Genomic DNA, 14081 nt, shown 5'->3' with positions numbered 1-14081 from the left:
GCGAGTTGCATCGCAGGGTGCACTCTTTTTCAGGTGCAGCAGGAAATCGTCGCGGCTCGTTACGCCGCTGGCAGTGTAGTGTCTTTGGGGGCTGGCGAGCCCTAGGCCGCTCGTGAGCCGATGAAGTTCTTGCCGCGTGCGCCCTGCAGGGCGAAATCGATCATGGTTTGGGCCTCTTCGGCCGTTACGCCGTAGTCGGCGAACTCGGTTTTCACATCCAGGCTGTGCAGGAAGGCGCGCAATCGGGCCTGGGCTTGATCCAGGTCTGGCCCGAAAACCCGTTGCAGGGTCTTGTCGCGCGTTGCGTCGTGGCCCCAGGCAAGGCCCAGCACCAGTGGCAAGGTAAAGGAGCAGGCGATGCCGTGGGGCAGGCCGTAGCGCAAGGTCATCTCATAGGAAATGGAGTGGGCCAATGCAGTCTTGGTGTTGGAGAACGCCATGCCGGCCTTGAGGGCGGCGAGGGCCATCCGTGAACGCAGTTCCTGGCTGGACAGGTCACGCCGCAGCAAGGGCAGGCATTCGAGGATGTCCTCGATGGCAGAGATGGCGAAGGTGTCGGAAAGCGGGTTGGCGTTGATGTTCCAGATCGATTCCAGTGCGTGGGACAAGGCATCCAGGCCTGTGGACACGGTGACGCTGGCCGGCACGGTGAGCATCAATTGCGGATCGATGATGGCGACACTGGGCCAGGTGCAGTCCAGGTGCAGCGAGTACTTCTTGTGGTTGGCGGCATCCCAGATCGTCGCCCAGGGCGTGACTTCACTGCCGGTGCCTGCCGTGGTCGGAGCCGCGATCAGCTGTTTACCGCGAACCGGAACGAAGGGTTTGCCGCTTGCCAGCAATGCCAGCAGCTCATCGAAGCGGCCTGACTCGGTGCCGACAATCAGCGCCTTGGCGGTGTCGATCGCACTGCCGCCACCGACGGCAATCACCGCATGGCAATCTCCGGCCTCTTGCCAGAAGCGTTCATAGGTTGCGCGAAGTTGCGCGACATCGGGATTGGGCTGGACATCTTCGATCACGTAGACCAGGCGTTCGCCCAGCAACGCTTGAAGGCGGTCCACCAGCCCCAGACCACGGGCTTCGGGAAAGGTCACGACGGCAACGTTCTGGTGTTCGGTGATGGTGGCAAGCTCTTGCAGGCTGCCCCAGCCGAAACGGGTATCCACTGGGTTGTGAAATCGGGCGGTCATGGCGGGTCCTTGGTTTTTGTTGTTGGAAGTGACGCCATGCTCGCGGTCCACGGACCACTGCACAAATCGATAATTCGCAGGTTTGAATCGGCTGGGCCGATAACGGCGGATATGAAGGACGTGGCTGACGCTTCGCTTTCAATCGCTGTAAAGAAACTACCTACCGCCCTGCGGCAATCACCATGAGTGATGGTGATTACCTCAATATTCCGCCTGCGGGGGCTGCCCTAGGCTGTGTGGTTTTGGCAAACCGGTGGGCGGAGTTGTTATGCGTTTGTTTGAACTGATCACTTTTACCGTGCGGGTGCGCACGGTTGCGCAAGCGTTGGCGCAGATCGAAGCGGCGCTGGACGACCCGAAAGTCGGCGGCACGTTGATAGGCTGCTGGGCTTCGGAGATCGGCCAGTTGAACCAGATTGCCGTGTTGCGTGGCTACGCCGACGAACAGCTGAGGCAAGCCGAGCGCGAGCGTTTCCTGCTGGGGGGTGGGGCGTTTGGCATCAACGAGTTCATCTGCGATCTGCGCATCGAAAACTACACGCTGTTTCCCTTCCTCGAACCCTTGAGCGCAGGCCAGTACGGTCCGTTCTATGAACTGCGCGTCTACGACCTGATCAGCAGCGGCTTGCAGCCCACCCTCGACGGCTGGAGCAAAGCCATCGAAGCGCGAACCGCCGAACAGTATTCACCGGTGTACGCGGCGTTTTATGCCACTGACGGTTCGCTGCCGCGCTATTTGCACATCTGGCCGTGGACCACTTTGGAACAGCGCCTGCAAGTACGCACCCAAGCGGTTGCCGACGGCGTCTGGCCGCCGGAAAACTCCGGCCCGCAACTGGGTGACATGCGCTCGACGATCTACCTGCCCGCGAAGTTCTCGCCCTTGCAATGACCCGGGCTCGGCGCGACCGGGGTCCTCAGAAACGATCCAGCCTGTACGGCGCAGTCGCCGGCAGGCTGTAGGGCAGGGCTCCAGTCAAGGGCGAGGCCATTTGCGCGATCATTTCCGCCGTGACCGCCGCCTGGGTCAACCCCAGATGCTGATGACCGAAGGCGAGCAGGACCTTGCCGTCGCACACCCGGTCGATGATCGGCAGGGAGTCGGGCAAGGACGGCCGGAAACCCATCCACGGCGTGGCGGCTTCGGCACTCAGGTCGCGTTTGAACAGGCCTTTGCTCAGGCGGTGCAACTGCCAGGCGCGTTCCATGGTCGGTGGGCAGTCGAGACCGGCGAACTCGACGGTGCCTGCCAGGCGCAGCCCATCGGCCATCGGCGTCATGATGAACTTGCGCTCCAGTGAGGTGACGGCAAACGGCAAGCGTTCGTGCTCGTGGGGCAGCATCAGGTGATAGCCGCGCTCGGTGTCCAGCGGTACCTTCTTGCCGGTCAATGCAGCGGTGAGTTTGGCGGAATGGGCGCCACAGGCAACCAGCACGTGTCGACTGCTGACGCGTCCTTGATTGGTGATCAACGACACGCCGCTTTCATTCAATTGCCCACCCTCGACCCGCTGCTTGAGAAACTGCACGCCGCTGCTTTTGGCCGCGTGCACCAGTTCGCCGACCACCTGGAAGGGATCGAGAAAATGCCCGGTGCGCGGGAAGAACAAGCCGCCCCGGAGCTGCTCGCTGAGTTGCGGCGCCGCATCGCGTACCGCCTTGGCCCGCCAGAAATCCACCGGCACTTGCTGCTGGCGCATGCGCGCCTGTAGCGCTTCGATGGCCTGTTGCGAGTCGGCGCGCTCGAACACCAGCAACGAGCCGTCTTCCTTGAGCAACCCGGGGCGGTCGATAGTCTCCAGCAACCGGTGCCAGGCCCCCAGGCTGCTTTCATTGAGCGCGCGGATGCCGGCCACGGTGCGCTGGAACGGCGCCGGTCGCAGGTTGAGCAACAGGCGTGCGAACCAGGGCAGGGCCCGGGGCATGTATTTCCAATCCAGGCGCAGCGGGCCCATCGGGTCCATGAGCATGGCGGGCAGGCGTTTGAGGATCGACAGGTCGGCGATGGGGAACACCTGCTCGGTGGCCAGGTGCCCGGCATTGCCGAACGAGGCGCCACGACCGGGCTCCTGCTGATCGATGACCACCACCCGCCGGCCCTGGCGCGCCAGGCGCAGGGCGCAGGCGACGCCGATGATCCCGGCGCCGATCACGGCAACGTCCGCCACTGCATTGGGGCTGTTGAAAAGGGAGTCGTTGGACATGGCCTAGGCTTCTCTCTGGCCGTCGAGCAGGCGACGCAACTGCAATGGGTTACCGTGCTTGAGCGCGGCCGGCAACAAGGCGTCCGGGAAGTCCTGATAGCAGACCGGACGCAGGAAACGCAGGATGGCGGCGGTGCCGACCGAGGTGGTGCGCGCATCGGACGTCGCCGGGAACGGGCCGCCATGGACCATGGCATCGCACACCTCGACCCCGGTCGGCCAGCCATTGACCAACAGGCGCCCGGCCTTGCGCTCCAGAGTCGGCAGCAATGCCCTGGCGCTCTCCACGTCGGCATCGTCCAGGTGCAGGGTGGCAGTCAGTTGGCCCTCCAGGTGTTCGATGACCTGGCGGATTTCCTCGTCGCTGGCACATTGCACGATCAGCGAAGCGGCGCCGAACATTTCTGCCTGCAAGGCCGGGTCGGTGAGAAACTCGCTGGCCTGGGTGACGAACAGATGGGCCTGGCACTGGTTAGGCGTTTCGCCCCTCAGGCCGACGGCCACTGTGTCAGCGTGGGCATGCTCGAGCAGCGCACCGACGCCGGCCTCGTAGGCGTTGAAAATGCCGGGGGTGAGCATGGTCTGTGCCGGGTTGCGCTGGATCAGTTGCGCGGCCGACTGGATGAAGCGCTCAAGGGCCGGGCCTTGGCGGGCAATCACCAGGCCGGGGTTGGTGCAGAACTGGCCGGCGCCCTGGGTGAGGGAGGCGACGAAGCCTTGCGCCAGCGCTTCGGCTCGCGATTGCAGGGCCGCCGGGAACAGCAATACCGGATTGATCGAGCTCATTTCCGCGTACACCGGGATCGGTTCGGGACGCGCCTGGGCCGCCTTGCACAAGGCGATGCCACCGCTGCGCGAGCCGGTAAAGCCCACGGCCTTGATGCGCGGGTCGGTGACCAGGGCGATGCCCACTTCGCGGCCGGAGCCGAACAATAGCGAAAACACGCCTTCATGCAACCCGCAGAGTTTGACCGCACGGGCCAGCGCCCGGCCCACCAGCTCACTGGTGCCGGGGTGCGCGCCATGGGCCTTGACGATCACCGGGCAACCGGCGGCCAGCGCCGAAGCGGTGTCACCGCCGGCCACCGAGAAAGCCAGGGGAAAGTTGCTGGCGCCGAACACTGCCACCGGACCCAGCGGCACCTGACGCTGACGCAGGTCCGGGCGGGGCAGGGGCTGGCGTTCCGGCAGTGCGCTGTCGACCCGTACATCCAGCCATTCGCCAGCGCGTACGGTGCGGGCAAAGGTGCGCAGTTGCTGGCAGGTGCGGCCGCGTTCACCCTGGATACGCGGGCGTGGCAGGCCAGTCTCGGCCACGGCGCGGTCGATCAACGCATCGCCGAGGGCTTCGATTTCGCTGGCGATGGTTTCGAGGAATTCGGCGCGGGCGTCCAGGGACGTTTCGCGATAGCTGTCCAGGGCAGTCCACGCCAGGACGCAGGCTTGTTCGACGTGTTCGCCGCTGCCACCGAGATAGGCCGGTTCAAGAGGTAGATCCGTGGCGGGATCGATGCCGCGGATCGCTTTGCGGTTGCCGGCGATGGCCTGCTGGCCGATCAACATGTTGCCTGTCAGAGTCATGGTCTTTCCTGAAACAAAGAGGGGGGGGCGTTGCGAAAAAAACGCCGTACCGCCGTGGGCGAAAATAAAGGCGGCGCACCTTGGCACGCCGCTGTACAGGCTGAATGTCAGGCGAAGTCCTGTTCGGCCGACCACTGCTCGTACCACTGGCGGAACAGCGCGTACTGGTTCTCGGCATAACGACGCTGGGCATCGCTGAGCGCATCGGTCTCGTTGAAGTGCAGGGTGTATTCCTTGTCGCCATTGAGCACCATCAGGTGCTTGTAGTAGAGCACCAGGTCGCAACCCTCATCGAAGGACGACAGCACCGCCAGTGCCGATTCCAGTTCCCGTGCCTGGCGACGTGCCTTGGCATCGCCCTTGGCCGCTTGTTTGCTCAAGGCCACCAGGCGCAACACTTCGCGCGGCAGCGCGTTGCCGATGCCGGTGATGGCGCCGGTGGCGTTGCAGTTGACGAAACCATGAACCACCTGGGTGTCGACACCGACCATCAGGGTCACGTCATCGTCCTTGGAGGTGATGTGTTCGGCGGCGTAGCGCAGGTCGGCGGCACCGCCGAACTCCTTGAAGCCGATCAGGTTCGGGTACTCGCGGCGCAGTTCGAAGAACAGGTCGGCGCGGGTGGCGAAGCCGTAGTAAGGGCTGTTGTAGATCACCGCCGGCAAACCCGGGGCGGCTTTGAGGATCGCGGCGAAGTGGGCTTTTTGCGCGGTGGCCGAAGCGCCGCGAGACAGCACGCGCGGAATGACCATCAAGCCATGGGCGCCGACTTTGGCCGCGTGTGCCGCATGGGAAACCGCTTCGCGGCTGTTGACCGCACCGGTGCCGACGATGGTCGGAACGCCGGCGGCCACCAGGCGCGCCACGCCTTCCTGACGCTCGGCTTCGGTCAGCAGCGGCCAGTCGCCCATGGAACCGCAATACACCACCGCGCTCATGCCAATGTCGATCAGCTCGCGACCCTTGGCTACCAGCGCGTCGAAGTCCGGCTTGCGCTCGGCGGTGCATGGGGTCATCAGTGCAGGGATGCAGCCAGTGAAAATGTTGTCGCTCATTTTGTTGTCACTCCTTGAGGCGTTCATTCAGATTTGGTCAGGGAAAAGGCGTGGGGCTCAAATGCCCCACGCAAAGGGGTCCTGTTCGTCGATCAGCAAGGTGCTGTCGGCGGTCATGTAGGCGCGGCCGGTGATGAAAGGGATGATGTGTTCGCCTTCCCATTCGTAGCTGCCGACAAATTGGCTGGCGGTGATGCTGGCCTGGACCCAGCGTTCGCCGGCGGCCAGTGTTCCGTCAGCCGCCAGGCACGCTAGTTTTGCGCTGGTACCGGTCCCGCAGGGTGAGCGGTCGTAGGCCTTGCCCGGGCACATGACAAAGTTGCGGCTGTCGGCGTGATCGTCGTCGGCAAACAGTTCGATGTGGTCGATCAGCGCGTCGTCTTCACCGTGGATGCCCTGGGCCTCGAGGGCCTTGAGCATTGCCCAGGTGTACTCGGTGAGGAACTCGACGTTGTCCATCTGCAAGGCCTGACCGTGATCGGACACCAGGAAAAACCAGTTGCCGCCCCAGGCGATGTCGCCGTACACGCGGCCATGTCCTGGTACTTCGACCGGCACCTGTTGGCGGTAGCGGTGGGCGGGCACGTTGCGCAGGGTGACGTTGCCGTCCTCATGCAGCGTGGCGCTGACCGGGCCGACCGGCGTATCGATCTTGTGCTCGCCGGGCTGGATATGCCCCAGGTAATGCAGCGAGTTGACCAGGCCGATGGTGCCGTGACCGCACATGCCGAGGTAGCCGGCGTTGTTGAAGAAGATCACGCCACAAGTGGCATCCGGCGACACCGGTTCGCAATACAGCGCACCCACCAGCACATCGTTGCCACGGGGCTCCAGCAGGCAGGCGCGACGCCATTGGTCATGCTGCTCGCGCAGGGCATCGCGCTTCTCGGCCATGGTCCGGCCGGGCAACTGGGGCAGGCCCGACATCACCAGGCGAGTCGGCTCGCCGCCGGTGTGGGAATCAATGACATGTACTTTTTTCATAAACCTTTCCATTCAGAGGAACACACAGGCTTTGCTGGCCTGAATTTCAGCGAGAGGTCTGGGCGGATACACCGATCGGACGCTGGCCTGCGGTCGTGCCGGTGTGAACAGGATCGGCTTGGCTTTCACCGTCCTCGTCTTCCAGGCGAACCAGATGCGCCGGCACCCCGGTGGCCGCACCCCAGTAGTAGATGCCCATCGCGCAGGCCGCCACGACCACTGTGTCGAAGGGATGGGTGAGTACGCCCATGCCGCCGAAGCTGCCGAGCCAGGACAGCACGATAGTCACGGCGTAGAAGCCGATCAGCCATGCCGAAGAGCGCACTTGTTGGGCCAGGCTCAGGTGTTGGGTTGGCACGAAACGTCCGCACAGCAGGTACACCACGAACATCAGGATTTGCAGGCCGAGCAACCAGGACACGGTGCTCCAGCCAGACCAGTAGACGATCAGCGCGGCGATGATGAACGACACCGGGCCGAGGACACCCATGCGCTTGACCTTGAACGGGCGCGGCATGTCGGGTGCATTGCGGCGCAGGGCAGCCACGGACACTGGGGCCACGGCGTAGCTCAATACCAGCGCGGCGGAGACCACGTTGATCAGCGCTTCCCACGAAGGGAAAGGCAAGGTCCAGAACACCGACAGGGCAAAGGTCAGCCACAGCGCCGGACGCGGGATGCCGGACTTTTCGTCAATGCGCGTGAAGACCTTGAAGAAGGTGCCGGTCTGCGCCCAGCCGTAGATCACTCGCGGTGTTGCGTTCATGTAGATGTTGCCGCAACCGCTGGGGGAGATCACCGCGTCGGCCACCACCAGATAAGCCAGCCAGCCCACACCCAATGCCAGGGCGATGTCGCGGTAGGGCAGGGCCAGTTCCTTGGCCACGCCGGCCCAACCGTTGGCGAGCATTTCGGTAGGCACGCCGCCGAGGAATGCTACTTGCAACAACACATAGATGGCGGTGGACAGCAGTACGGAGAGGATCAGTGCAATCGGGATGGTGCGTTGTGGATTCTTCACTTCGCTGGCCACCGAGATGATCGGTGTCAGCCCCAGGTAGGCGAAGATAATGCCGCCGGCGGACACCGCCATCTCGACACCTGACAGCCCGAACGGCATGAAGCCCTGGGACTGGAAATTCTCTGGTTTGAAGAAGGTGAACAGCACGCCGATCACCAGCAGCGGCACGATGAACTTGAACATGCTGATCAAGTTGTTGGCCTTGGCGAACGTTTTCACGCTGTAGTAGTTGAGCATGAAGAACAGGCACAGCAGGCCGAACTGGACCAGCCAGCCAATCGCCGTTGGATTGCTGGAACCGGCCTGGGTCAATGCGGGAAACCACGCAGCGGCATACTGGCGCGCGGCGACCACCTCGATGGCCACCAGGCTGGAAAACGCGATCAGCGTGATGAAGCCCATCAGGTAACCCAGCAACGGGCCGTGGGAGTAAACCGGGTAGCGAACCACACCGCCGGCACGGGGCAGCGCTGCGCCGAGTTCACAGTAGACGATGCCCAGCAGCAGCACCGCAAAACCGCCCAGCAGCCAGGAAAAGATCCCCGCCGGCCCCGCGATGGCGGACACGTGACTGGCTGCGAACAACCAGCCGGAACCGAAGATGGCCCCCAGTCCGATAAACGTAAGGTCTATCAACGAAAGTTGTTTTTTGAACTTGCCTTGGCCTGACATGGCATCGCCTTCTTGTGAGTTATTGGATAGGCAGGTGTGCACTTCAAGACGCCCGGGTCGGTTTTGCCGAGGAGGGCGGTGGCCATAGAGTGAACTTGGCGGCGTGCCCGCGATTGATGTTTTCCTTGGGTGTCGATGACGAAATCAGCACAATGGGAAATGTCTGATTTTTGCGAGGGACCGGTTGATGACTCAGGATGCGTTTGCGCTGTTGTGCCAGGGCGACGACTCGAATCGCCCCGAATCCATCGAGCAACTGCTGGCAGGTGTCGCGCTTTTGCTGCCCATGCTGGATGTCATTCCGAATGCGGCGATCTTTATCAAGGATGTCCAGGCGCGCTATGTCATGGCCAACCGCACGCTGGTGCAACGCTGTGGCTTGAAGCAGCTCCAGCCGCTATTGGGAAAAACCAGCGCCGAGGTGTTCCCGGAGCAACTGGGGCCTGGTTACACCGAGCAGGACCGGCGGGTGCTGGAGCAGGGGCTGGTGCTGGAAGACCAGCTGGAGTTGCACCTGTACGGCAGCCGGGAACCCGGCTGGTGCCTGACCCATAAGCGCCCCTTGTATAACCGCCGCAATGAAATCATCGGTCTGGCGGGCATCTCGGTCGACCTGCAATCGGCCAGTGACACGCACCCGGCGTACCAGCGCCTGGCGGCAGTGGACGAGCACATTCGCGCGCATTTCAACCGTCGCGTCACCCTGGGCGAGTTGACGCGCATCGCCGGTATTTCCGTGGCGCAACTGGAACGCTACTGCAAGCGCGTGTTTCACCTGACGCCACGGCAGATGATCCAGAAGGTTCGCCTGGAACACGCGCATCGACTGCTCCACACCGATATGCCGATCACCGAGGTCGCCCTGCAATGCGGCTATACCGACCACAGTGCGTTCACCCGGCAGTTCAAGGCATTGACCGGTTTCACCCCGCGCCAGTACCGGCAGGCCACCGGTCACCAGCAGCCGTCCGGTCTGGATTAGCGACGCGCCGCCAATGGCCCTGTAAACTGGCCGCGCAAAAGGCGCCTGCCTCACCACCTCAAGCAAGAGAGTCCTCATGGCAAACCACGACCTGACCTTCACCCCTGATCCCGATGCGGATTCGATTTCCTCCGACGTTGTCGGTTTCGGCGGTGTGCTGGTCTCCACCCAGATCCCCACCCGCGCCGACGGCAGCCTGGAACTGGGCGACATCACCCTGCAAAGCGAATGCACCCTGCAAGCGCTGAAGGTCGCGCTGGAGCGAGCCGGCAGTTCCATGGACCGCGTGATGCACCTGACCATCTACCTCACCGACATGGCCGACCGCGCCGCGTTCAACGAAGTCTACAAGCGCTACTTCGCCAAGCCATGGCCAGTGCGCGCTGCTGTCGGGGTTGCCTCGTTGGCGGTCGAAGGCATGCGCGTGGAAGTGACCGCGATGGCGGCCAAGGCCTGACCGCAGCAACACACAAAACCTTGTGGGAGCAACTGTCTTCACCATGCCGCTCGTCACCTCCATTCGGTGCCGGCCTCTTCGCGGGCAAGCCCGCTCCCACAGGGGGTGTTGGGCATGGGCTGGATTTGTGACCGATGCCAAACAAATGTGGGAGATTCTATGTTGCAGGGCAACCCTGCAACTTCAGGCAGGGTTGATGCGCTCCGGCGGTCGCCACCCCCCCGCCTGCCACAATCCTGTCCACTGCCTGGGTCGCCGCGACCATGCCGAACGGCGCCGTTACCATCATCACCGCGCCAAAGCCGCTGGCGCAGTCGAGCTTCGCGCCGTCAAATCTGAGCGCTGACTTGCCATTGAAGGTGTCTTCAATAACGTGATCACCGCTATGACGTCGTGGTGCGAATTTTTTCGACTTCATTGTTGATAGTGCTCACATTTTAATACGGTGAGTCAAAAAAACGAGCACTCGTCGAAATCTTTTAAACACCGTAAGCTCTTGAAGCAGATTATAGATTTTTAATTTTTTAAAGCGCGCGCAAATCATCGGGGATTAATCCCACTATCACGTAGGAACAAACCCACATCCGTATGGGACGTTTCGTGGCGCCATTCGATTGCAAAATAAAATCCACCGAGTATTAATAACTCACTTGCACAAAGATATCGCTAGTGCTGAGTTCACCCATAAGTGCAACTCAGTAAATAGCAGAAGCAAAGGTAATCCTGGAAATGGCTTCCAGGTTTGGTGCAACACGCACCTCGACCAAACTGAATGGTTGTCCCTAATGAAGCAGATGTCCTTCGCAGATGCCGAGCATAGCGAAAATGTCGAATCATTGTATGGAACGACGATTTTGCACCAGTTTACAGGGCCGTCATCAAAAAAAGGTGGGTGCTTCAAGCGTCATCCACTGCTTGTTTTTCATCGACTTGAAGGGGCCATGAAAGATATGGAGTCCAAAGAAGAAACACGAGTAGGAAATGTCCTGGCTGGGTGGAATCATTTATCGATTGTCGGCCCAGTGCATATTAAAAATGCTTCCGGTGCGCGCGTTCAAGTCGCCACAGGGGAGTGGTACGACGATTATATAATGGGGTGGGGTTCGTGTCTTTTAGGGCACGACAGCACCATCATCAAAGAATCTATAACTCGTTCCTTATCACAAGGCTTTCTTCAACAATACGAAACGGATAAACATAGACTATTGAGTGAAAAGTTCTGCGCTGTTGTGCCATGCGCGGAGAAATTGCGTTTGGTAAATTCTGGCCTTGAAGCCACCATGTATGCCACTCGCATAGCCCGCGCTGTGACCGGCAAACGTATGATTCTTAAGTTCGAGGGGCACTTCCATGGTCTCAATGACTCTCTGACGTGGAATATCGATTCATCTCCACGCTCAGGTAAAGTGCTGGCCAGTGGCGAGTTGGAGCGGCTGTCAGGGACTGTCGGCATTCCTGATGAATACGGCATGCTGACTGTTCCGATTCCATGGAACGATACGCACGCCGTACAGAAGGCGTTTGAGCAATACAAGGGGGATGTAGCTGGAATCATTCTCGAACCTGTGGCTTTGAATATCGGCTGCATAAGACCGGACGAGGGATTCCTACAGGAGCTACGCGCACTTACGAGTCAACATGGCGCTTTACTGATCTTTGATGAAGTGTTGACCGGGTTTCGTGCCAACCTCGGCGGAGCTCAGAAAGACTTCGGTGTCGTCCCGGACATCGCCACCTATGGTAAAGCGTTTGGATGCGGCATGCCTATCGCCGGAATTGCCGGTAAAGCTGAATACATGGACATCATCGCGCCCCGAGGGCCTGTTCAGGTTAGCGGCACTAATACGGGGCGTTATCTCTCGGTGTCGGCTGCTCTGGCTATTATCGAGCACTTGGCGGACGGTGCTGTATTTCGATACATCACGGCGTTGGAGTCTCAGTTAAAAAAGGGTCTGTGGGATGTTTTCGACAAGCACGGAATACCCTGCTATCTCGACAGTTATGGCGGACGGATCGGCGTTCATATTGGCGCATACGAGCGCCCTCGCACAATGAAGGAAATCGAAAAACTATATCCAGTAGAGTTTGCAAAAAAATTATTCTACATGTTGTCCAATGAATACCGCCTGTACGGTTTCCTTATGCCTCTTAGTTATTGTCCAGAGCCCGTTACTTTGTCGGCCGCCCATACCCCCAGGATGATCGAGGATGCCTGTGAGCGCCTCGATTCTGCACTGAAGAGGTTGAGGTTTTCATGAGTAGTGAATATAAAAAAAATATTTGTATCCGCCCCTTCAATGAATCAGATATACCGGAAATGTTAAATTTAGTTGATCAAATCGTTTCGCTAGAGGATTTGACGAAATCTGCATGCATCCAATTTGCCAGCGAACTCACGGATACTACCCATGAAGGAATTCGCTTTGTCGCGATCGCGGATGGAATAGTCGTCGGAACTATGGGGTGCGCACTCGGCCCGATTCCATCCAAGCAGGCACTCTGGGCAGACTGGTTGATCGTTGATAGCGACTATCGACGTGATGGGATCGCCTCGTTGTTGTATTCGAAAATCGAAAGTTACGCCTTTGAACGTGGCAAGCGCTATTTATGCCTAGACATCGGAAATATAGATAAAGAGCGTGCGGCATATAAGTTTCACCTGAGTAATGGCTTTCAGGTTGTCGGGCAGTTGCCTGATTATTGGGGTGACTGCGAGCACTTGAACATAATGGCGAAATTTCTCCCTTCAAGGAAATGAAACTGTCATGGGCGTTCTAACTAATATCGCTGAGTTGCAGGACGTCGTGAGGCACTGCCGCATCAATGGTCTCGTCGTTGGACTTTGCCACGGTTGCTTTGACATAGTCCACCTTGGTCATATTTATCACCTCAAACGCGCCAGAACTATGGTCGACCGCTTGTTTGTGTCAGTTACGGCTGACAACTTTGTCAACAAGGGGCCAGATCGACCGGTTTTTCCTGACTGTAAACGGGCTGAGTTTCTTGCCTCCATCCGCTATTGCGATCATGTGATTGTCAACAATATGCCGACCGCCGAGTACATCATCAAAGCCTTACGACCTGATGTGTACTTCAAGGGGGCGGACTATAGCGACGGCTCTGACGTGAGACTACAGGCGGAAAAAGCTTTGGTTGAAAGTGTGGGCGGACGTATGGTCCTGACCGACAACAGGATATTCGATTCGACCTCGCGGATTGCGCGATTAATTATGTCAAAAAAAGTATGCAGCAGGGAGATTGAATAATGTCGACTCTTATATTAATAGATCTTGACGGGACACTGCTCAATACACCGCACTTCGAAGCCTGGCGCAATACCGCTTTCAAAATTGGAGGCATAGAACTGATCCATGAAGAGTACATCGATCATATTGCTGGGCGTCCCCGCATGGAAGGGGCTTCACGTCTCTTGGAGTTGAAAAGAGACGCTCAAGACCAAGGCGAGTTCCACTCATTGAATGCCAGTGAGTTGGCCGACTACAAGCAGAAGGAATTCCAGCGCCTGTGCGTCGGAACTGAACTTTTTAGCGACGCATTACACCTGTTGCAGCGCATTGACGACGCCCGATTGACGGTCATTTTCTATACGGCTTCGCAGAACGCATCCGACTTGTTCGATATTACCTTGCGTCAGTCGGCGTTATCGCTCAAACAAGCCAAGACAGTTTTTCAGCAATCAGCCAATCAAACGCGGGGAGAGTTGTTTCAGCAGTTGATCGGTACGCGGCCTGCGAAAGATATCCATCTTATCGACGATAGTCCGTACGCAGTTGATCTCGCGTGCAGCCTTGGAGTCCATGCTTGGCAGATTCGCCGTAACCAACGTGAACCTAGGGCCCGCGACCCACGTGTTTCAATACTCTCATCACTCGATGAGTTTATGTTGCCAAAGTAATCAACCAAGGGCGGGG

General features: G+C 59.5%; 13 protein-coding genes and 1 pseudogene. 7 read left to right on the top strand and 7 right to left on the bottom strand.

The features are described 5' to 3' along the window. Nucleotides 1-101: 101 nt before the first annotated feature. Entirely contained in the window at nucleotides 102-1193 is a 1092-nt protein-coding gene (gene psrA / locus ABIE16_RS22400; protein WP_429521962.1) for an iron-containing alcohol dehydrogenase PsrA, read from the bottom strand. Nucleotides 1194-1461: 268 nt separating this feature from the next. On the opposite strand from psrA, the gene ABIE16_RS22395 reads away from it, so the two are divergent. Further along, nucleotides 1462-2085: an NIPSNAP family protein gene (locus ABIE16_RS22395; RefSeq protein ID WP_429521961.1), complete on the top strand. Its 624-nt coding sequence runs from the start codon at nucleotides 1462-1464 to the stop codon at nucleotides 2083-2085. 25 nt (nucleotides 2086-2110) lie between these two features. Here the strand turns inward: ABIE16_RS22395 and ABIE16_RS22390 are convergent, their stop codons facing one another. The 5 genes from ABIE16_RS22390 to ABIE16_RS22370 form a co-directional block, all read right to left on the bottom strand. Next, a complete protein-coding gene (locus ABIE16_RS22390) occupies nucleotides 2111-3397 on the bottom strand; it encodes an FAD-dependent oxidoreductase (protein WP_429521960.1) in 1287 nt (428 codons plus the stop codon). Nucleotides 3398-3400: 3 nt separating this feature from the next. Continuing rightward, nucleotides 3401-4978 carry an aldehyde dehydrogenase (NADP(+)) gene (locus tag ABIE16_RS22385; RefSeq protein WP_429521959.1) on the bottom strand — a complete coding sequence of 526 codons (1578 nt, stop codon included), beginning with the start codon at nucleotides 4976-4978 and terminating at the stop codon, nucleotides 3401-3403. A 107-nt stretch (nucleotides 4979-5085) separates the two neighbouring features. Further along, nucleotides 5086-6033, bottom strand: a complete 948-nt coding sequence (locus ABIE16_RS22380) for a dihydrodipicolinate synthase family protein (RefSeq protein WP_340317648.1) — start codon at nucleotides 6031-6033, stop codon at nucleotides 5086-5088. Between the two features lie 57 nt (nucleotides 6034-6090). After that, nucleotides 6091-7017 carry a 4-hydroxyproline epimerase gene (locus tag ABIE16_RS22375; protein ID WP_429521958.1) on the bottom strand — a complete coding sequence of 309 codons (927 nt, stop codon included), beginning with the start codon at nucleotides 7015-7017 and terminating at the stop codon, nucleotides 6091-6093. A gap of 46 nt (nucleotides 7018-7063) precedes the next feature. Continuing rightward, a complete protein-coding gene (locus ABIE16_RS22370) occupies nucleotides 7064-8710 on the bottom strand; it encodes an APC family permease (RefSeq protein ID WP_057715246.1) in 1647 nt (548 codons plus the stop codon). Nucleotides 8711-8897: 187 nt separating this feature from the next. Here ABIE16_RS22370 and ABIE16_RS22365 point away from each other — a divergent pair, with 187 nt between their 5' ends. Then, nucleotides 8898-9692: an AraC family transcriptional regulator gene (locus ABIE16_RS22365; protein ID WP_159389786.1), complete on the top strand. Its 795-nt coding sequence runs from the start codon at nucleotides 8898-8900 to the stop codon at nucleotides 9690-9692. Nucleotides 9693-9768: 76 nt separating this feature from the next. Beyond that, nucleotides 9769-10149: a RidA family protein gene (locus ABIE16_RS22360; protein ID WP_008021538.1), complete on the top strand. Its 381-nt coding sequence runs from the start codon at nucleotides 9769-9771 to the stop codon at nucleotides 10147-10149. Between the two features lie 157 nt (nucleotides 10150-10306). Here the strand turns inward: ABIE16_RS22360 and ABIE16_RS22355 are convergent. Further along, nucleotides 10307-10480: pseudogene (locus ABIE16_RS22355) on the bottom strand (hypothetical protein); the annotation flags it as partial. Between the two features lie 454 nt (nucleotides 10481-10934). Here ABIE16_RS22355 and ABIE16_RS22350 point away from each other — a divergent pair. From ABIE16_RS22350 to ABIE16_RS22335, 4 genes are read left to right on the top strand one after another with little or no spacing between them, the layout of a single operon-like run. Then, nucleotides 10935-12407, top strand: a complete 1473-nt coding sequence (locus ABIE16_RS22350; RefSeq protein ID WP_429521957.1) for an aspartate aminotransferase family protein — start codon at nucleotides 10935-10937, stop codon at nucleotides 12405-12407. Next, on the top strand, nucleotides 12404-12907 hold the full coding sequence (locus ABIE16_RS22345) for an N-acetyltransferase family protein (protein ID WP_429521956.1): 504 nt from the start codon (nucleotides 12404-12406) through the stop codon (nucleotides 12905-12907). Before ABIE16_RS22350 ends, ABIE16_RS22345 begins: the two co-directional genes overlap by 4 nt. A 7-nt stretch (nucleotides 12908-12914) precedes the next feature. After that, nucleotides 12915-13415 (top strand): adenylyltransferase/cytidyltransferase family protein, encoded by a 501-nt coding sequence (locus ABIE16_RS22340; RefSeq protein WP_340317660.1) that lies wholly within the window; start codon nucleotides 12915-12917, stop codon nucleotides 13413-13415. Beyond that, the gene (locus ABIE16_RS22335; RefSeq protein WP_340317662.1) at nucleotides 13415-14065 is read left to right on the top strand and encodes an HAD family hydrolase; all 651 of its coding nucleotides are present in this window, start codon (nucleotides 13415-13417) and stop codon (nucleotides 14063-14065) included. Before ABIE16_RS22340 ends, ABIE16_RS22335 begins: the two co-directional genes overlap by 1 nt. The last annotated feature ends 16 nt before the right edge of the window (nucleotides 14066-14081 follow it).

Source organism: Pseudomonas sp. 2725 (assembly GCF_050434585.1).
GTDB lineage: Bacteria > Pseudomonadota > Gammaproteobacteria > Pseudomonadales > Pseudomonadaceae > Aquipseudomonas > Aquipseudomonas jessenii.
This window is presented reverse-complemented; position numbering and strand designations above follow the sequence as displayed.

What these genes read in the sequence shown, in the direction of transcription:
- ABIE16_RS22360 (WP_008021538.1), top strand. Translation starts at nt 9,769, where the DNA reads ATGGCAAACCACGACCTGACCTTCACCCCTGATCCCGATGCGGATTCG.
- ABIE16_RS22370 (WP_057715246.1), bottom strand. Translation starts at nt 8,710, where the DNA reads ATGTCAGGCCAAGGCAAGTTCAAAAAACAACTTTCGTTGATAGACCTT.
- ABIE16_RS22390 (WP_429521960.1), bottom strand. Translation starts at nt 3,397, where the DNA reads ATGTCCAACGACTCCCTTTTCAACAGCCCCAATGCAGTGGCGGACGTT.
- ABIE16_RS22385 (WP_429521959.1), bottom strand. Translation starts at nt 4,978, where the DNA reads ATGACTCTGACAGGCAACATGTTGATCGGCCAGCAGGCCATCGCCGGC.
- ABIE16_RS22335 (WP_340317662.1), top strand. Translation starts at nt 13,415, where the DNA reads ATGTCGACTCTTATATTAATAGATCTTGACGGGACACTGCTCAATACA.
- ABIE16_RS22375 (WP_429521958.1), bottom strand. Translation starts at nt 7,017, where the DNA reads ATGAAAAAAGTACATGTCATTGATTCCCACACCGGCGGCGAGCCGACT.
- ABIE16_RS22350 (WP_429521957.1), top strand. Translation starts at nt 10,935, where the DNA reads ATGAAGCAGATGTCCTTCGCAGATGCCGAGCATAGCGAAAATGTCGAA.
- ABIE16_RS22340 (WP_340317660.1), top strand. Translation starts at nt 12,915, where the DNA reads ATGGGCGTTCTAACTAATATCGCTGAGTTGCAGGACGTCGTGAGGCAC.
- psrA (WP_429521962.1), bottom strand. Translation starts at nt 1,193, where the DNA reads ATGACCGCCCGATTTCACAACCCAGTGGATACCCGTTTCGGCTGGGGC.
- ABIE16_RS22365 (WP_159389786.1), top strand. Translation starts at nt 8,898, where the DNA reads ATGACTCAGGATGCGTTTGCGCTGTTGTGCCAGGGCGACGACTCGAAT.
- ABIE16_RS22380 (WP_340317648.1), bottom strand. Translation starts at nt 6,033, where the DNA reads ATGAGCGACAACATTTTCACTGGCTGCATCCCTGCACTGATGACCCCA.
- ABIE16_RS22395 (WP_429521961.1), top strand. Translation starts at nt 1,462, where the DNA reads ATGCGTTTGTTTGAACTGATCACTTTTACCGTGCGGGTGCGCACGGTT.
- ABIE16_RS22345 (WP_429521956.1), top strand. Translation starts at nt 12,404, where the DNA reads ATGAGTAGTGAATATAAAAAAAATATTTGTATCCGCCCCTTCAATGAA.